Source organism: Streptomyces sp. NPDC043996 (genome assembly GCF_056435225.1).
Map to the genome: position 1 here is coordinate 390,890 of NZ_JBWKEY010000002.1, position 20,171 is coordinate 411,060.

Here is a 20,171-nt window from a genome sequence, read left to right on the forward strand (position 1 = left end):
ACGTTGTGCGAGTGGGTGGCCGGGCGGGTCAGGAGATGCCGAACTCTTTGCCGAGCAGGTCGAACATCTCGTCGTCCGTCGCGGTGTCGAGGTCGTCGGCCGCCTGCGGGGCGGCGTCGGCGCGGCTGTCGCGCCACGCGGTGAGCAGGGCCGTCAGGCGGGCGCCGACCAGGTCGTCCGCGTCGTCGCCGGGCTTGACCGCGATGAGGCTGGCCTCGATGCGGCCGAGTTCGGCGAGCAGCGGCGCCACCCCGTCGGGCTCGTCGACGACGAGCGCGTCCACGAGGTGCCCTACCAGGTCGAGCGGCGTCGGGTGGTCGAAGATGAGCGTCGCGGGCAGGCGCAGGCCGGTGGCGGCGCCGAGTCGGTTGCGCAGTTCGACCGCGGTGAGCGAGTCGAAGCCGAGCTCGGTGAACGCGCGCCGCTCGTCGACCGCTTCGGCGCCGGGCAGCGCGAGGACGGCGGCGACGTGCGCGCACACCAGGTCCACCAGGGCGGAGGGCCGTTCGCTCGTCGGCAGCGCGGCGAGGCGGTCCCGCAGCGCGGCGGCGGGGTCGCCCCCGGTCTCCACCGCCCTGCGGTCCTTCGTCCGCACCAGGGCGCTGAGCAGCGGCGGCACGGTGGCCGCGGCGCGCAGGGCCCGCAGGTCGAGCCGCATGGGCGCGATGACCGGGTCCGTCCCGAAGGCCACGGCGTCGAACAGCTCCAGGCCTTCCTCGGGAGTGAGCCCCTCGGCGCCGGTCTCGGCCAGCTTGGCGCCCAGGCCGTCGTCTCCGTCCCACAGGCCCCAGGCCAGGGAGGTCGCGGGCAGGCCCTGGGCGTGGCGGTGCTGGGCGAGCGCGTCCAGGAACGCGTTGGCCGCCGCGTAGTTGCCCTGCCCCGCGTTGCCGAACACACCGGCCGCCGACGAGAACAGCACGAACGCCGACAGATCCAGCTCACGGGTCAGCTCATGCAGGTTCCACGCCGCGTCGACCTTCGGCCGGAACACCGCGTCGATCCGCTCCGGCGTCAACGACCCGATCACACCGTCGTCCAGGACACCCGCCGCGTGCACGACGGCCGTCACCGGGTGCTCGGCGAGCATCGCCGCCACCGCGTCACGATCCGCCACGTCACACGCCACCTCGGCGACCTCCGCCCCCAGAGCGGCCAACTCCTCACGCAGGACACCCACTTGACCGCGCCTGCTGGCCAGGACCAGGTCCCGTACGCCGTGCCGCTCGACGAGATGGCGCGCCACGAGACCGCCAAGCTTTCCGCTCGCGCCGGTCACCAGGACCGCGCCGATGCCGAAGCGCGGCGCCTCGGCCTCCGCCGGGCGGGCTCGCACCAGGCGGGGTGCGAAGGGCTCGCCGGAGCGCACGGCCAGTTCGGGTTCGGGGCTGCCGATGGCCGACTTCCAGCCGTGCTCGTCGTCGACGTCGACCAGGACGAACCGGTCGGGGTTCTCGGACCGCGCGGTCCGTACGAGGCCCCAGACGGCGGCGGCCGCGAGGTCGGGCACGTCGTCACCGGAGTCGACCGCCACCGCGCCATGGGTGACGAGGACCAGGCGCGAGGCCGCGCAGCGGTCGTCGGCCAGCCAGCCCCGCACCAGCTCCAGGGCGGTGTGCGCCTGTCGGCGCACCGCGGCCGGGTCCACGTCACCGGGGCGGGCGCAGCGCACCACGGTGTTCTCCGGCAGCGTCTCCCCCGCGTCCAGGGCCGACCGCAGCGCGGCCCAGTCGGCGAACTCCGCCACCGAGCCCGTACTCGCGGTGGACACCGCGGCGGGCACCCAGTCGAGCCGGTACAGCGCGTCGTGGCCGCGGGCCGCGCCGAGCGAGCCCGGGGACACCGCGCGCACCACCAGGGAGTCGACGGTGGCGACGGGAGCGCCGGTGCCGTCGGCGACGGTGAGCGCCACGCCGTCCCCTCCGGCGGGCGCGAGCCGCACCCGCAGCGCCGTGGCGCCCGAGGCGTGCAGCCGCACACCCGTCCAGGAGAACGGCAGCTTCCCCGGACCGTCCACGTCACCCATTAGTCCGATGCCGTGCAGCGCAGCGTCGAGCAGCGCCGGATGCAGCCCGAACCGGCCCGCGTCCACGTCGTCCGGCAGCGCGACCTCGGCGAACACCTCATCACCGGCGCGCCACGCGGCCCGCAGGTTCTGGAACACGGGCCCGTAGGCGAAGCCGCCGTCGGCCATCTGGTCGTAGAGCCCGTCCAGGTCGATGGGCTCGGCTCCGGCGGGCGGCCACGCGCCGAGGTCGGCGGGAGCGGCGTCGGCGTCCGTCAGGACGCCGCTGGCGTGCCGCACCCAGGCCGGGTCGCCGTCCTCGGTGCGCGCGTGGACCGTCATCGGGCGGCGGCCCGCCGCGTCGGGCGCGCTGACCCGCACCTGGACCTGTACGCCGCCGTGCGCGGGCAGCACCAGGGGGGTCTCCAGCGTCAGTTCCTCCACCGCGGAGCAGCCGACGTGGTCACCGGCCCGCACCGCGAGCTCGACGAACGCCGTGCCGGGCAGCAGCACCGAGCCCATGATCTCGTGCCCGGCCAGCCACGGGTGCGTGCGCAGCGACAGCCTGCCCGTGAACAGGGCGGTGTCCTCGTCCGCGAGGGTGACGGCGGCGCCAAGCAGCGGGTGGTCGGTGGAGCCGAGCCCGAGTCCGGTCGCGTCGGTGGCGGGCCGCGTGCTCGTGTCGGGCCAGAACCGCTGGTACTGGAAGGCGTACGTCGGCAGTTCGACGGCGTGGCCGGTGCCCGCGTAGTAGGTGGTCCAGTCGACGGGAACGCCGCGCACGTGGAGTGCGGCGAGGGCGGTCATGACGGCGTCGGCTTCCGGCCGGTCGCCGCGCAGCGCGGGGACGAACGCCGCGTCCGGCAGGGACTCCTGGCCGAGCGCGGACAGCGTGCCGCCGGGGCCGATCTCGACGACGACGTCCGCGCCGAGGGCGACCACGGCGTCGGCGAACCGCACCGACTCGCGCACATGCCGCACCCAGTACTCCGGCGAGCACAGCTCTTCAGCGGTGGCCCGGGCGCCGGTCAGCGTGGACACGATGGGGAACGCGGGCGCCTCGTACGACACGCCCTGAAGCACCGCGCGGAAGTCGTCGAGCATCGGATCCATCAACGGCGAGTGGAAGGCGTGGCTGACGCGGAGTCGCGTCACCTTCCGCCCGGCCTCACGCCAGCGCTCGCCAACAGCCTCCACATCAGCGGCCACACCAGAGATGACGATCGACGACGGACCGTTCACCGCAGCGATCCCGACGGTCTCCGGCAGGTCCGCCGCGACCTCGGCCTCCGTCGCCTGAAGGGCGACCATCGCACCGCCCGTGGGCAGCGCCTGCATCAGCGCACCCCGAGCCGACACGACCTTCACCGCATCCGCGAGGGACCACACGCCCGCGACATGCGCGGCCGCGAGCTCGCCGATCGAGTGACCGGCGAGTACGTCAGGACGCACACCCCACGCCTCAAGCAGACGGAACAGCGCCACCTCGACCGCGAACAACGCGGGCTGCGTCACCCCCGTCTCATTCAGCGCGTCGGCATCCTCACCGAACAGCACCTCACGCACCTGCGGGGCCAGGAGATCCAACACCTCATCCAGCCTTTCCGCGAACACCGGGAACCGGTCGGCCAGTTCACGCCCCATGCCGAGGCGCTGCGAGCCCTGCCCGGCGAACAGGAAGCCGACCCGGTGCTCGTCGGTGACCCCGCGCTCGGCTGCGGCGCCCGGGCGTCCTTCGGCGGCGTCGGTCAGCCCGGACAGCAGGTCGGGCAGGTCCCGGCCGATGACGGCGAGCCGGTGCTCGAACCCGGCCCGCGAGGTCGCGAGCGCGCGGGCCACGTCCGCCGGGTCGAGGTCGGGCCGCCCGGCCAGGTGGTCGCGCAGCCGCGCAGCCTGGTCGCGCAGGGCGTTCTCGGTGCGGCCGGACAGCAGCCACGGTCCGAGCGGCGCCTCGGGGGCGTCCGGCGCGTCGGCGTCCGCCGCGGCCTCGACGATGACGTGCGCGTTGGTGCCGCTGAACCCGAACGACGACACGCCCGCCCGCCGGGGCCGCTCGGCCCCGGGCCACACCCGTGCCTCGGTGAGGAGTTCCACGGCGCCCGCCGACCAGTCGACGTTCGGCGAGGGCTCCTCGGCGTGCAGCGTCCGCGGCAGTACGCCGTGGCGCATCGCCATCACCATCTTGATGACGCCGCCGACACCGGCCGCGGCCTGGGTGTGGCCGATGTTGGACTTCAGCGAGCCGAGCCACAGGGGCTCGCCCGCGCGGTCCTGGCCGTAGGTGGCGAGCAGGGCCTGAGCCTCGATGGGGTCACCGAGGGTGGTGCCGGTGCCGTGCGCCTCCACGGCGTCCACATCGGCCGGCGTCAGCCCCGCGTTGGCGAGGGCCTGCCGGATGACGCGCTGCTGCGAAGGCCCATTGGGAGCCGTCAGACCATTGGACGCGCCGTCCTGGTTGACCGCCGTACCGCGTACGACCGCGAGGACCGGATGGCCGTTGCGCCGCGCGTCCGAAAGCCGCTCCAGGACGAGCATGCCCACGCCCTCGCCCCAGCCAGTGCCATCGGCGTCGGCGGAGAAGGAGCGGCACCGGCCGTCGGGCGAAAGGCCCTGCTGGCGGCTGAAGTCGATGAACGCGCCGGGCGTCGCCATGACGGTGGCGCCGCCCGCGAGCGCCAGCGAGCACTCGCCCGAGCGCAGCGCCCGCGCCGCCAGGTGCATCGCGACGAGCGACGAGGAGCACGCGGTGTCCACGGTCATCGCGGGGCCTTCGAGGCCGAAGGTGTACGACAGGCGGCCGGAGGCGACGCTGCCCGCGTTGCCCGTGCCGAGGTAGCCCTCGACGCTCTTGGGCGCGCCGTGCAGCTGGGTGGCGTAGTCGTGGTACATCACTCCCGCGAACACGCCGGTCGCGCTGCCCCGCACCGACTTGGGGTCGATGCCCGCGCGTTCGAAGGCCTCCCAGGCGGTTTCGAGGAGGAGCCGCTGCTGCGGGTCCATGGCGAGGGCCTCGCGCGGGGAGATCCCGAAGAACGCCGGGTCGAAGAGGTCGGCGTCGTGGAGGAAGCCGCCCTCTTGGGTGTAGGAGCTGCCCGCGCGTTCACCGGACGGGTCGTAGAGGGCCTCCACGTCCCAGCCGCGCTCGGTCGGGAACGGCGTGATGCCTTCGGCTCCGTCGGCGATCAGCCGCCACAGGTCCTCCGGCGAGCGGACGCCGCCGGGGTAGCGGCAGCTCATGCCCACGATCGCGATCGGCTCGTCGGCCACGGGCACGGCCACGGCCGTCTGCGTGCGCGCGGTGACGGCGGGCGCGCCCGCGAGTTCGGCGCCGACGAACGCGGCGAGCGCCGTCGGGGTCGGGTAGTCGAAGACCAGCGTGGCGGGCAGGCGGAGCCCGGTGGCCGTGTTGAGCCGGTTGCGCAGGTCGACGGCGGTCAGCGAGTCGAAGCCCAGCTCCGTGAACGCGTTCCCGGACGCGACGGCCTCCGGCCCCGCGTGGCCGAGGACCATGGCGACCTGGGTGCGGACGAGGTCGAGGAGCAGCCGCTCGCGCTCGTCCTCGGTCAGCGGCGCGAGGCGCTCGCGCAGCGCTCCCGCCGGGTCGGCGCCGCTGCCGGCGGCCCGGCGGCTCGTGGTGCGCACCAGGCCGCTGAACACCGGCGGGATCGCGGGGAGTTCGCGTACGGCGCGCAGGTCGAGCCGCATCGGTACGACGACGGGTTCGGCCCCGGCGACCGCGGCGTCGAACAGCGTGACGCCCTCGTCGGCGGAGAGGCCCGCGGTGGCGGAGTCCGCGACCCGGGCGCCCATGCCGTCGGCCCACAGGCCCCACGCCAGCGAGGTCGCGGGCAGGCCCTCGGCGCGCCTGCGCCGGGCCAGGCCGTCGAGGAACGCGTTGGCCGCCGCGTAGTTGCCCTGGCCGGGCGCGCCGAGCGTGCCCGCGACCGAGGAGAACAGGACGAACGCGGTCAGGTCCAGGCCGCGGGTCAGCTCGTGCAGGTGCCGGGCGGCGTCGACCTTGGGCCGGAACACGGTGTCGATCTGGTCCGGGGTCAGCGAGCCGATCGTGCCGTCGTCAAGGACACCGGCGGTGTGCACGACGGCGGTCACGGGGTGCTCGGCGAGCAGCGCGGCCAGGGCGTCACGGTCGGCCACGTCGCAGGCGGCGACGGTGACGTCGGTGCCGTGCGCGGCCAGCGCGTCGCGCAGTTCCGCGGCGCCTTCGGCCGCCGGGCCGCGCCTGCTGGCCAGGACGAGGTGCCGCACTCCGTGCCGCTCGGCGAGGTGCCGGGCGACGAGGCCGCCCAGGGCGCCGGACGCGCCCGTCACGAGCACCGCGCTGTCCGGCCCGAACGCCGGCTCCGCGGTGGTGGCATCGGGCCGCACGCGCGCCAGGCGGGCCACGAACATCCGCCCGTCCCGGACGGCGACCTGGGGTTCCCCGGCCGCCACGGCGGGCCTCCAGCCGTCCTCGTCGTCGATGTCGACGTCGACCAGGACGAACCGGTCGGGGTTCTCCACCTGTGCCGTCCGTACGAGGCCCCAGACGGCGGCGGCCGCGAGGTCGGGCACGTCGTCGCCCGGGCCTGCCGCCACCGCGCCATGGGTGACGAGGACCAGGCGCGAGGCCGCGCAGCGGTCGTCGGCCAGCCAGCCCCGCACCAGCTCCAGGGCGCTGAGCGCCGCTGCGCGCGCGTCGTCCGTGTCGTGGGACTCGGCGCACCGCACCACGGTGTTCTCCGGCAGCGTCTCCCCCGCGTCGAGGGCCGACCACAGCGCGGCCCGGTCGGCGAACTCCGCGACGGGACCCGCGTTCCCGGCGGTGGCCGGTGCGGGCACCCAGTCCAGGTGGAACAGCGACTCCCAGCCCTGCCGGGCCAGCGTCGCCGTCACGGGGCGCAGCACCAGCGATTCGATGGCGGCGACGGGAGCGCCGGTGCCGTCGGCGACGGTGAGCGCCACTCCGTCCCCTCCGGCGGGCGCGAGCCGCACCCGCAGCACCGTCGCCCCGGAAGCGTGCAGCCGCACACCCGTCCACGAGAACGGCAGCTTCCCCGGACCGTCCACGTCACCCATCAGACCGATGCCGTGCAGCGCCGCGTCGAGCAGCGCCGGATGCAGCCCGAACCGGCCCGCGTCCACGTCGTCCGGCAGCGCGACCTCGGCGAACACCTCACCGCCCTTGCGCCACGCGGCCCGCAGCCCCTGGAACACCGGCCCGTAGCCGAAGCCGCCGTCGGACATGCGGTCGTAGAGGCCGTCCAGGTCCACGGCGTCGGCCCCGGCGGGCGGCCAGGCGGCGAGGTCCGTCGACGGCGCGTCGGCGCCGCTCACGAGCACACCGCTCGCGTGCCGCACCCACACGTCACCGTCGTCGTCCCGCGCGTGCACCGTCACCGGGCGCCGGCCGGACTCGTCCTCCACGCCCACCTGCACCTGCACGCGCACGCCGCCGCGTTCGGGCACCACGAGGGGTGCCTCCAGCGTCAGCTCTTCGACCAGGTCGCACCCGACCTGGTCGCCCGCGCGGATGGCCAGTTCGAGGAACGCCGTGCCGGGCAGCAGGATCGAGCCCTGGATGACGTGGTCGGCCAGCCACGGGTGGGTCTCCACCGACAGACGGCCGGTGAAGAGCCGCCCGTCCGAGTCGGCCGTGTCGACGATGGCGCCGAGCAGCGGGTGGTCCGCCGAGCCGAGCCCGGCGGCGTTCAGGTCACCCGCGCCGACCCCGGCGTCCAGCCAGTACCGCTGGTGCTGGAACGCGTACGTCGGCAGGTCCACGCGCCGCGCGCCACGACCGGCGAAGAACGCCTCCCAGTCCAGGCGCACGCCGCGCACGCACAGCCGCGCCACCGCCGACACCAGCGCGGACTCCTCCGCCTGATCGGCTCGCAGCACCGGTACGAATCCGGCGTCGGGCGCGGATTCCTGGCCGAGCGCGGACAGCGTGCCGCCGGGCCCGACCTCCACGAACGTGGCGATGCCCTCGGCGTCCAGCGCCCTCACGGCGTCGGCGAACCGCACCGATTCCCGTACGTGGCGCACCCAGTACTCCGGCGAGGCGAGTTCCTCGGCGGTGGCCCGGGCTCCGGTCAGCGTGGACACGATGGGGAGCGCGGGCGTTTCGTACGACACGCCCTCCAGGACCGCGCGGAAGTCATCCAGCATCGGGTCCATCAGCGGCGAGTGGAAGGCGTGGCTGACACGCAGCCGCGTCACCTTCCGCCCGGCCTCACGCCACCGCTCGCCCACCGCCTCCACATCAGCGGCCACACCCGAGACGACGACCGACGACGGGCCGTTCACCGCAGCGACACCAACGGTCTCCGGCAGCTCCGCCGCGACCTCAGCCTCCGTCGCCTGGATGGCGACCATCGCACCGCCTGCGGGCAGCGCCTGCATCAGCGCACCGCGCGCCGACACGACCTTCACGGCATCCGCGAGGGACCACACGCCCGCCACATGCGCGGCCGCCAGCTCGCCGATCGAATGCCCGGCCAGCACGTCGGCACGTACACCCCACGACTCGAGCAGACGGAACAACGCCACCTCGACCGCGAACAACGCGGGCTGCGTCACCCCCGTCTCATTCAGCGCCTCAGCGTCCTCACCGAACAGCACCTCACGCACCTCAGGCGCCAAGAGCCCGAGCACCTCATCCAGTGCCTCGGCGAACACCGGGAAACGGCCCGCCAGTTCACGCCCCATACCGAGGCGCTGCGAGCCCTGGCCCGAGAACAGGAAGCCGAGTCCGCCACGGGCGACGGAGCCCGTGACCAGGCCGGTGTGCGGCCGCCCCTCGGCGAGCGCGGTGAGCCCGTCCAGGAGGGACGCCTGTTCGGTGCCCACGACGACAGCCCTGTGGTCGAAGGCCGACCGGGTCGTCGCCAGCGCGTAGCCGACGTCCCGCGCGCCGTGCGCGGCGAGTTCGGCGCGCTCGGGTCCGTCCGCGACGTGGTCCCGCAGCCGTACCGCCTGCTCGCGCAGCGCTTCCGCGCTCCGGGCGGACAGCACCCACGGCACGACACCGCCGTCGGCCGGAGCCGGGACGTGCTTGTCTTCCGGTACGTACTCGATGACGGTGTGCGCGTTGGTGCCGCTCACGCCGAACGATGACACGCCGGCCCGGCGCAGGCGGCCGGTCTCCGGCCACGGCCGGGACTCCGTGAGGAGCTCCACCGCGCCCGCCGACCAGTCCACGTTCGACGAGGGCTCGCCGACGTGCAGGGTCGGCGGCAGGACGCCGTGCCGCAGCGCCATGACCATCTTGATGACGCCCGCCACACCGGCGGCGGCCTGCGTGTGACCGATGTTGGACTTGATCGAGCCGAGCCACAGCGGCTGGTCGTCGGGCCTGTCCTGGCCGTACGTGGCGAGCAGGGCCTGGGCCTCGATCGGGTCGCCGAGGGTGGTGCCGGTGCCGTGGGCCTCGACCGCGTCCACGTCGGACGGGGCCAGACCGGCGCTCGCCAGGGCCTGGCGGATGACGCGCTGCTGGGAGGGGCCGTTGGGCGCGGTCAGGCCGTTGGACGCGCCGTCCTGGTTGACCGCCGAGCCACGGATCACGGCGAGGACCGGGTGTCCGTTGCGGCGGGCGTCCGAGAGCCGCTCCACGAGCAGCATGCCGACGCCTTCGCCCCAGCCGGTGCCGTCGGCGCTGTCGGAGAACGACTTGCACCGGCCGTCGGCCGAGAGGCCGCCCTGGCGGCTGAAGTCGACGAAGGTGCTGGGGGTCGCCATCACGGCGACGCCACCGGCGAGGGCCATCGTGCACTCGCCCTGGCGCAGTGCCTGGATCGCCCAGTGCAGGGCGACAAGGGACGAGGAGCACGCGGTGTCGACGGTGACGGCGGGCCCTTCCAGGCCGAGCGCGTAGGCGACGCGGCCGGAGGCGACGCTGCCGGACCCGCCGGTGCCGAGGTAGCCCTCGACGTCCTCGGAGACGGAGCGCAGCCGCGCCACGTAGTCGTGGTACATCACTCCCGCGAACACGCCGACGGCCTTGCCCCGCGCCGAGTTCGGGTCGATTCCGGCCCGCTCGAAGGCCTCCCAGGAGGTTTCCAGGAGGAGCCGCTGCTGCGGGTCCATGGCGAGCGCCTCGCGCGGCGAGATGCCGAAGAACGCCGGGTCGAACAGGTCGGCGTCGTAGAGGAAGCCGCCCTCGCGGGTGTAGGAGGTGCCCGTGTGCTCGGGGTCGGGGTGGTAGAGGGATTCGACGTCCCAGCCTCGGTTGGCGGGGAACTCGCTGATGGCGTCGACACCGCCGAGGACGAGCCGCCACAGGTCCTCGGGCGTGTTCACGCCGCCGGGGTAGCGGCAGCTCATGCCGACGATCGCGATGGGCTCGTCGGACACGGCCACGGCCGTGTGCGTGGGCGCGGCGACGGCGGGCGAGCCCGCGAGTTCGGCGCTGATGAACGCGGCGAGCGCGGCGGGGTTCGGGTGGTCGAAGACGAGGGTCGCGGGCAGGCGCAGCTCGGTGGCCGCGTTGAGGTGGTTGCGCAGTTCGACGGAGCTGAGCGAGTCGAAGCCCAGTTCCCTGAAGGCGCGGTCGGGTTCGACGGCGTGCGCCGAGCTGTGGCCGAGCACCGCCGCGGCGTGCGTGCGGACGAGGTCGAGCAGGGCCTTGTCGCGCTCGCCCTCGGTCAGGCCCGCCAGCGACTGCGCGAGCGCGGACCGGGCGGCGGTGTCGGCGGTCCTGCGCGCCGTGCCTCGCACGAGGCCTCGCAGCAGATGCGCTACGGGGTGCGTGCGCGCGTGCCGTCGCAGCACGGTGAAGTCCAGCGGTACGGGTGCCAGCAGCGCGCGCCCGGTGGAACCCGCCGCGTCGAACAGGGCCAGGCCCTGGGCAGGGGCCAGCGGAATCGCACCGCCGCTGGTGATCCGGCGTACATCCCCGTCATCGAGGCTGCCCGCCATGCCACCGGCCGTCTCCCACAGACCCCAGGCCAGCGAGGTCGCGGCGAGACCGGATGCCCGGCGGTGCTGCGCGAGCGCGTCCAGGAACGCGTTGGCCGCCGCGTAGTTGCCCTGACCCGGGCCGCCGAAGACACCGGCGGCGGAGGAGAACATCACGAAGGCGGAGAGGTTCAAGTCCTGGGTCAGCTCGTGCAGATGCCAGGCCGCGTCGACCTTCGGACGGAGGACGGAGTCGATCCGCTCGGGGGTCAGTGAACCGATCACGCCGTCGTCCAGCACACCGGCGGTGTGCACGACGGCGTTGATGGGGTGCTCGGCCAGCAGCGCGGCCAGCGCGTCGCGGTCGGCCACATCACACGCCGCCAGGACCACGTCGGCGCCCTGCGCGGCCAGTTCCTTCCGCAACTCGGCCGCGCCCGCGGCCTCAGCGCCACGCCTGCTCACCAGGAGCAGGCTCCGCACGCCTCGCTCGGCGACCAGGTGCCGGGCGACCAGGCCGCCCAGGGTGCCCGTGGCACCGGTGACCAGCACCGCACCCTCACCGAAGCCGGGGTCATCCACGACGGACCGCTCGGCCCGGGCCAGACGCGGAGCGCTGGCAACACCCGCGCGCACCGCCAACTGCGGCTCACCAGACGTCAGTACAGAAGGCATCGCGTCGACCGAGGCGGCCTCCTCGTCCAGGTCGACGAGGACGATCCGGTCGGGGTTCTCCGACTGCGCCGAGCGCACCAGCCCCCACACCGCCGCGTGCTCCAGATTGAGCACGTCCTCGTCATTGGCGGTGGCGACCGCGCGCATGGTCACGATGGCCAGACGCGCGGTGTCGAACCGCTCCTCGCCAAGCCACGTCTGGACCGCGTTCAGCGCCCAGTGAGCGGCCTGGTGCGCGCTGGCGGCCTGGTCGTCGCGGGCCGTGACCGGGCACGACAGGGCCACGAAGTCAGACAGTTCAGCCGCCGACTCCGTCAGCTCGCCCAGGTCCGTGGTCCACACGACCACCGGCACATCACCATCGGACACAGGCACCGGCACCGACGCCCAGTCGACGCCGAACAGTTCGTCATCGCGTGCGTCAGCGGTGGCCCGGCTGGGAGCCGCCGGACGCAGTACCAGCGATTCGATCGTGGCCACGGGGGCTCCGGAGCCGTCCGCGACGGTCAGGGACACCCCGTCCGAGCCCGTGGGCGCGAGCCGCACCCGCAGCATCGTCGCGCCGGACGCGTGCAGACGTACCCCCGACCAGGAGAACGGAAGCTTGCCGGGAGCGTCCGCCTCGCCCGTGAGGCCGGTGGCGTGCAGCGCCGCGTCCAGGAGCGCCGGGTGCAGACCGAAGCCGTCGGCCTTCACGCCCTCGGGCAGCGCGACCTCGGCGAACACCTCCTCACCGGCGCGCCAAGCGGCCCGCAGCCCCTGGAACACCGGTCCGTAGCCGAAGCCGCCGTCGGCCATGCCCTCGTAGAACCCGTTCAGGTCCACGACTTCCGCCTGGGCGGGCGGCCACTGGTTCAGGGGCGTCCCGGCGGAGCGGCCTCCCGTGCCCAGGACACCGGTGGCGTGCCGGGTCCACTCGCGACCGTCCTCCATGTCGCCCGTGCTGGAGTGGAAGGTCACCTCGCGCCTGCCGGACGCGTCCTCGGCGCCGACCCACGCCTGCACCCGTACCGCACCGCTCTCGGGCAGCACGAGCGGCGCCTCCAGCGTCAGCTCCTCCACCAGGTCGCATCCGACCTGGTCACCCGCGCGGATCGCCAGGTCGAGGAACGCCGTCCCGGGCAGCAGCACCGAGTCCATGACCGCGTGATCGGCCAGCCAGGGGTGCGTCTGGACCGAGAGACGACCGGTCAGGAGTACGCCGTCCGTGCCGCCGAGGACGACGGTCGCCCCCAGCAGCGGGTGCTCGGCCGGGCCGAGCCCGGCCGCCGCGACATCGCCGATCAGCGGCTGTACGTCAGGCCAGTACTGATCGCGCTGGAAGGCGTACGTCGGCAGGTCGACCCGCCGCGTCGCCTGGCCGGTGAAGAAGGCCTCCCAGTCCACCCGGACACCGTGGATGTGCAGCTGTCCGGCCGCCGTCGTGACGGCCACCGTCTCCGGCCGGTCACCACGCAGTACGGGTACGAAGGCCGCGTCGGGCGTGGACTGCTGGCCGAGGGCGGACAGCGTGCCGCCCGGGCCGACCTCGACGAACGTGCCGACTCCGTCAGCGGCGAGGGTGTTCACGGCGTCGGCGAACCGGACCGCCTCGCGCACGTGCCGCACCCAGTACTCCGGCGAGCACAGCTCTTCGGCGGTGGCCCGCGCACCGGTCAGCGTGGACACGATGGGGAGCGCGGGGGCCTCGTACGACACGCTCTCAAGTACCGCGCGGAAGTCGTCGAGCATCGGGTCCATCAGCGGCGAGTGGAAGGCGTGGCTGACGCGGAGCTTGGTGACCTTGCGTCCGGCCTCGCGCCAGCGCTCGCCCACCGCCTCCACATCAGCGGCCACACCGGAGATGACGATCGATGACGGGCCGTTGACCGCCGCGATCCCGACGGTCTCCGGAAGCTCCGAGGCGACCTCATCCTCCGTCGCCTGGATCGCCACCATCGCACCGCCTGCGGGCAGCGCCTGCATCAGCGCGCCACGCGCCGACACGACCTTGGCCGCGTCTGCGAGCGACCACACACCCGCGACATGGGCGGCGGCCAGCTCACCAATGGAGTGCCCGGCCAGTACGTCAGGACGTACACCCCACGACTCAAGGAGACGGAACAACGCCACCTCGACCGCGAACAGCGCGGGCTGCGTCACCCCGGTCTCGTTCAGCGCGTCGGCGTCCTCACCGAACAGCACTTCCCGGACCTCAGGTGCCAGGAGGTCCAGTACCTCGTCCAGCTTTTCCGCGAACACCGGGAAGCAGTCGGCCAGTTCACGCCCCATACCAAGACGCTGCGACCCCTGACCCGAGAACAGGAACCCCACCCGGCCAGGCTCATCGGCCACACCCGTGACCACACCACCGGACGCCCGCCCCTCAGCCACAGCCGTCAACGCGGCCAGCAGCTCCGAGCGCTCCGCACCCACCACCACCGCACGGTGCTCCAGCATGGCCCGCGAAGACACCAACGCACGACCCACATCCGTCACCGTCAGGTCAGCCGACGACTCGACGAACGACTTCAGCCGCGCCGCCTGCTCCCGCAACGCCTCCACACTCCGCGCCGACAGCACCCACGGCACCAGAGCACCAGCACCCGCCGTCGGCTCTACGACCTCCGCCGACTCCGGCGACTCCACCGACTCCGTCACCGGAGCCTGCTCCACGATCACGTGCGCGTTCGTACCGCTGAAGCCGAACGACGACACACCCGCCCGCCACGGCCGATCCCCGGCAGGCCACGCCCGCTCGTCGGTGAGCAGTTCCACCGCGCCCGCCGACCAGTCCACGTGCGGCGACGGCTCGTCCGCGTGCAGGGTGCGAGGCAGGACGCCGTGGCGCATCGCCATCACCATCTTGATGACGCCCGCCACACCGGCGGCGGCCTGCGTGTGACCGATGTTCGACTTCACCGAACCCAGCCACAGCGGCTGGCCTTCGGGCCGGTCCTGGCCGTACGTAGCGAGCAGCGCCTGCGCCTCAATCGGGTCGCCCAGCTTGGTGCCCGTACCGTGCGCCTCCACCGCGTCCACATCGGACGGAGTCAGACCTGCACTCGCCAGCGCCTGTCGGATCACCCGCTGCTGCGCGGGGCCATTCGGCGCGGTGAGGCCGTTGGACGCACCGTCCTGGTTCACGGCGGAACCCCGTACGACAGCGAGCACCTGGTGGCCGTTGCGCTGCGCGTCCGACAGACGCTCCACGAACAGCATGCCCACGCCCTCACCCCAGCCGGTGCCGTCCGCGCCCGCGCCGAACGCCTTGCAGCGGCCGTCCACCGAAAGGCCGCGCTGGCGGCTGAACTCGATGAACGAGCTCGGCGTCGACATCACCGTCACGCCACCGGCCAGGGCCAGTTCGCACTCGCCCTTGTGCAGCGCCTGCACCGCCAGGTGCAGGGCGACGAGCGACGACGAGCACGCCGTGTCGACGGTGACGGCGGGGCCTTCAAGGCCGAAGGTGTAGGAGAGGCGGCCGGAGGCCACACTGGCAGCGTTGCCGGTGGCCGCGTAGCCACCCGCGTCCTCGGCGGCGGCGTTGAGTATCCACCCGTAGTCCTGCATGTTGGAGCCGACGAACACGCCGACGCGCTCACCGCGCAGGGAGTCCGGGTCGATTCCGGCCCGCTCGAACGCCTCCCAGGACGTTTCGAGGAGGAGGCGCTGCTGCGGGTCCATCGCCAGGGCCTCGCGCGGGGAGATGCCGAAGAAGCCCGCGTCGAAACCGCTCACACCGGAGAGGAACGCGCCCGACCGGGAGTACGAGGTCCCCACCGAATCCGGGTCGGGGTCGTACAGCGCCTCCAGGTCCCAGCCACGGTCGGTCGGGAAGTCCGCGACGGCGTCGCCGCCCGACATCAGCACCTGCCACAGGTCCTCCGGGCTCACCACACCGCCCGGGAAACGGCACGCCATGCCCACGATCGCGATCGGCTCGTCAGACACGTCAGACGTGGTGACCGAGGCGGCAGCGGCCGGGATCGCGCCGCAGAGCTCCGTGCGCAGATAGACGGCCAGCGCCGCCGCGTTCGGGTAGTCGAAGACGAGGGTCGTGGGCAGGGCGACGCCCGTGGCCTCGCTCAGGCGGGAGCGCAGCTCGACCGCCGTCAGCGAGTCGAAGCCCAGGTCCCTGAAGGCGCGTGTCGCCGGGAGCGCGTCACCGGAGGCGTGGCCGAGGACCGCCGCCGCCTCATAGCGGACCAGGTCGGTCAGCTGCCGCTCCTGCTCCGCCTCGTCAAGCCCGGCGAGCCGTCGCGCCAGTTCCGACGAACCCTGCTCCGCCGTCGTGGCCTCGAACGCGGCGCGCACGGCGGGGAGTTCTCTCAGCAGCGCGCTCGGGCGCTGCGCCATGAACGTACCCGCGAACCGCTCCCAGTCCACGTCAGCGATGGCGACGTTCCCGTCACCGCACTCCAGCGCGGTGGCCAGGCCGACGATCGCGACAGCCGGAGCCATCGACGGCAGGCCCCGACGCCGCAGGTGCGCCGCCGCGCCCTCTCCGGCGTTCGCGACCATGCCACCATCGGCCCACGGACCCCACGCCACAGCCGTGGCGGTCAGACCGGCCGCCCTGCGGTGCTCGGCCAGCGCATCGAGGTAGGCGTTGGCGGCCGCGTACGCGCCCTGTCCGCCACTGCCCCACACACCGGCGATCGACGAGAACACGACGAACGCGTCCAACGGCCTGTCACCAAGAAGCTCGTGCAGGTTGCGGGCGCCAACGGCCTTCGCCGCCAGTACGTCAGCGAACTCGCCCAAGTCGGACGGGTCTATGTCGGCGAGGGCGACCGAACGCTCGATGCCCGCCGCGTGCACCACCGCGTCGAGTTCCGGAAGGCTGTCCAGCAGCGCCGCGACGGACTCCCGGTCCGCCACGTCACACGCGCCGAACGTCACCCGTACACCCAACTCGCCCAGCTCAGCCGCCAGTTCCGAAGCACCCTCGGCCTCACCGCCGCGACGGCTGGCCAGCACCAGATGCTCAGCCCCCTGCCCCGCAAGCCAACGCGCCACATGACCACCCAGAGCACCAAGACCACCGGTGACAAGCACCGTCCCACGCGGCGACCAACCAGCCCCCGACACCTCACCCAAAGGCGCGGGCACCAGCCTGCGGCCAAGCACCCGGCCACCGCGTACAGCGACCTGATCCTCACCACTCACCCCGGCAAGCACCGAGACCAACAGATCACCAGTCGACTCGTCATCGTGCGCGTCCGGCAGATCAACCAGACCACCCCAACGACCGGACTGCTCCAGCGCGGCCACCCGGCCCAGACCCCACACCATCGACTGCTCAAACCCAGCCACAGCGTCATCCGGACCCGCAGCCACCGCACCCGACGTCAGGCACCACAACGGAGCCGACACACCCGCAGCACCCAGCGCCCGCAGCAGGCCAACCGTGGCCGCGATCCCTGCGGGCACCACCGATTCGCCCATGTCCGCGAATCCGAGCAGCGAGACCACACCGCTGAGAACGGGCAGTTCACTCAGCTGCCCCGCCCAGTCGACGGCCTCGGTGTCGACGTGCAGGATCTGCGCCTCGGTGCCGTTGCGGGTCAGCGCTTCGCGCACCCACTCGGCCCGCTCCTCGCCCACCGGCGCCACGACCAGCCACGTGCCGTTCAGGCGCCGGGACCCGGCGGCCACCGGCCGCCACTCGACCCGGTACCGCCAGCCCTCCACGGCGGTCCGCCCCTGCTGCTCCCTGCGCCACGCGGACAGGCGGGGCAGCACGGCACTGAGCGGGGCGTCGGACGACACGTCCAGGGTGCGGGCGAGATCGGCGATGTCGCCGTCCTCGACGACACCCCAGAACCGCGCCTCCACCGGAGACAGCCGCTCAACAGCCAGATCGACGGGAGCGGCGTCCAGCCAGTAGCGCTCCCGCTGGAAGGCGTACGTGGGCAGGTCGACGCGCCGTGTGCCCTGACCGGTGAAGAAGACCTCCCAGTCCACCGCTACGCCGCGCACATGGAGCTGTCCCGCGGCCGTCGTGACGGCCGTCGCCTCCGGGCGATCACCACGCAGTACGGGTACGAAGACCGCGTCCGGCGCGGACTCCCGGCCAAGCGCGGACAGCACGCCACCCGGCCCGACCTCGACGAACGTGCCAACGCCGTCGCCCACGAGCGCGCTCACGGCGTCCGCGAACCGCACGGACTCCCGTACGTGCCGCACCCAGTACTCCGGCGAGCCCAGTTCCTCGGCCGTGGCCAAGCCGCCGGTCAGCGTCGACACGATGGGTATCGCGGGGGCCTCGTACGACACGCCTTCCAGGACCTGGCGGAAGTCGTCGAGCATCGGGTCCATCAACGGCGAATGGAAGGCGTGGCTGACGCGGAGTCGTGTCACCTTCCGCCCGGCCTCGCGCCAGCGCTCACCCACCGCCTCCGCATCAGCGGCCACACCAGAGACGACGACCGACGACGGACCGTTCACGGCAGCGACACCGACGGTCTCCGGCAGCTCCGAGGCAACCTCAGCCTCGGTCGCCTGGATCGCAACCATCGCACCGCCCGTGGGCAGCGCCTGCATCAGCCCAGCACGAGCCGACACCACCTTCACGGCATCAGCCAGGGACCACACGCCCGCGACGTGGGCAGCCGCGAGCTCACCAATCGAATGCCCGGCCAGTACGTCAGGACGTACACCCCACGACTCAAGGAGACGGAACAGCGCCACCTCGACCGCGAACAGCGCGGGCTGCGTCACCCCGGTCTCGTTCAGCGCGTCGGCGTCCTCACCGAACAACACTTCACGCACCTCAGGCGCCAGGAGGATCAGAACCTCCTCCAGGGATTCGGCGAACACCGGGAAACGGTCCGCCAGTTCGCGCCCCATGCCGAGGCGCTGCGAGCCCTGCCCGGAGAACAGGAACCCCACCCGGCCGGGCTCATCGGCCACGCCCGTGACCGCACCACCGGACGCCTGCCCCTCAGCCACAGCCGTCAACGCGGCCAGCAGCTCCGAGCGCTCGCTACCGACCACCACCGCACGGTGCTCCAGCATGGCGCGCGAAGACACCAACGCACGACCCACATCCGCCACCGTCAGGTCAGCCGACGACTCGACGAACGACTTCAGCCGCGCCGCTTGCTCCCGCAACGCCTCCACGCTCCGCGCCGAAAGCACCCACGGCACCAGACCACCAGCACCCGCCGTCGGCTCCGCGTCGTCGGTCGACTCCGGTGACTCCATGGGCTCCGTCACCGGAGCCTGCTCCACGATCACGTGCGCGTTCGTACCGCTCACGCCGAACGACGACACGCCCGCGCGCCACGGCTGGCCGGTCTCCGGCCAGGGGCGGGACTCCGTGAGGAGTTCCACGGCGCCTGCCGACCAGTCGACGTGCGACGACGGCGCGTCGACGTTGAGGGTCTTGGGCAGTACGCCGTTGCGCATCGCCATGACCATCTTGATGATGCCCGCCACGCCGGCGGCGGCCTGCGTGTGGCCGATGTTGGACTTGACCGAGCCGAGCCACAGGGGCCGGTCGGCGGGGCGGCCCTGGCCGTAGGTGACGAGGAGGGCCTGGGCCTCGATGGGGTCGCCGAGCTTGGTGCCCGTGCCGTGGGCCTCGACGGCGTCGACCTGGGCCGCGGAGAGGCGCGCGCTCGCCAGGGCCTGGCGGATGACGCGCTGCTGGGAGGGGCCGTTGGGGGCGGTGAGGCCGTTGGACGCGCCGTCCTGGTTCACGGCCGAGCCGCGGATCACGGCGAGGACGGGGTGGCCGTTGCGCTGGGCGTCGGAGAGGCGCTCGAGGAGGAGCAGTCCCGCGCCCTCGCCCCAGCCGGTGCCGTCGGCGGCGTCGGCGAACGCCTTGACGCGGCCGTCCGCGGCGAGGCCGCGCTGGCGGCTGAAGTCGATGAACACGCCCGGCGTCGACATCACCGTCACGCCGCCCGCGAGGGCCAGCGGGCACTCGCCGTGGCGCAGCGCGTGCACGGCGAGGTGCAGGGCCACCAGGGACGACGAGCAGGCGGTGTCGATGGTCAGCGCGGGGCCCTCGAAGCCGAACGAGTAGGCGACGCGGCCCGAGATGACGCTGGCCGCGTTGCCGGTGCCGAGGTAGCCCTCGTAGCCGTCGGGGGCGCCGGCGATCAGGCGGGCCAGGTAGTCCTGGCCGTTGGTGCCGACGAACACGCCGGCGCGGCTGCCCCGCATGGCCTGCGGGTCGATGCCGGCCCGCTCGAACGCCTCCCAGGACGTTTCGAGGAGGAGCCGCTGCTGCGGGTCCATCGCCGCGGCCTCGCGCGGGGAGATCCCGAAGAAGGCGGGGTCGAAGTCGGGGACGTCGTGGACGAAGGCGCCCTCGCGGGTGTAGCAGGTGCCCTGCCGGTCGGGGTCGTCGTCGAACAGCGCGTCCAGGTCCCAGCCGCGGTCGGTGGGGAACGCGGACACGGCGTCCTGGCCGTCGATGAGGAGGCGCCACAGGTCCTCCGGCGAGCGCACGCCGCCGGGGAACCGGCAGCTCATGCCGACGATCGCGATCGGCTCGGCCTCGCGCTCCTCGGCCTCGCGCAGCTTGCCGCGCGCCTCCTGGAGGTCTACGGAGGCCCGCCGGAGGTAGTCGAGGTACTTCGCCTCGTTGGACATGTGTTCG

1 protein-coding gene is annotated in these 20,171 nt (G+C 73.4%); it reads right to left on the bottom strand.

Translation table 11 applies throughout. The annotated features are described in order from the left end of the window. Positions 1-28: 28 nt before the first annotated feature. A complete protein-coding gene (locus AC07A4_RS06125; RefSeq protein WP_478593636.1) occupies positions 29-20,164 on the bottom strand; it encodes a type I polyketide synthase in 20,136 nt (6,711 codons plus the stop codon). Between the last annotated feature and the right edge of the window lie 7 nt (positions 20,165-20,171).

What these genes read in the sequence shown, in the direction of transcription:
- AC07A4_RS06125 (WP_478593636.1), bottom strand. Translation starts at nt 20,164, where the DNA reads ATGTCCAACGAGGCGAAGTACCTCGACTACCTCCGGCGGGCCTCCGTA.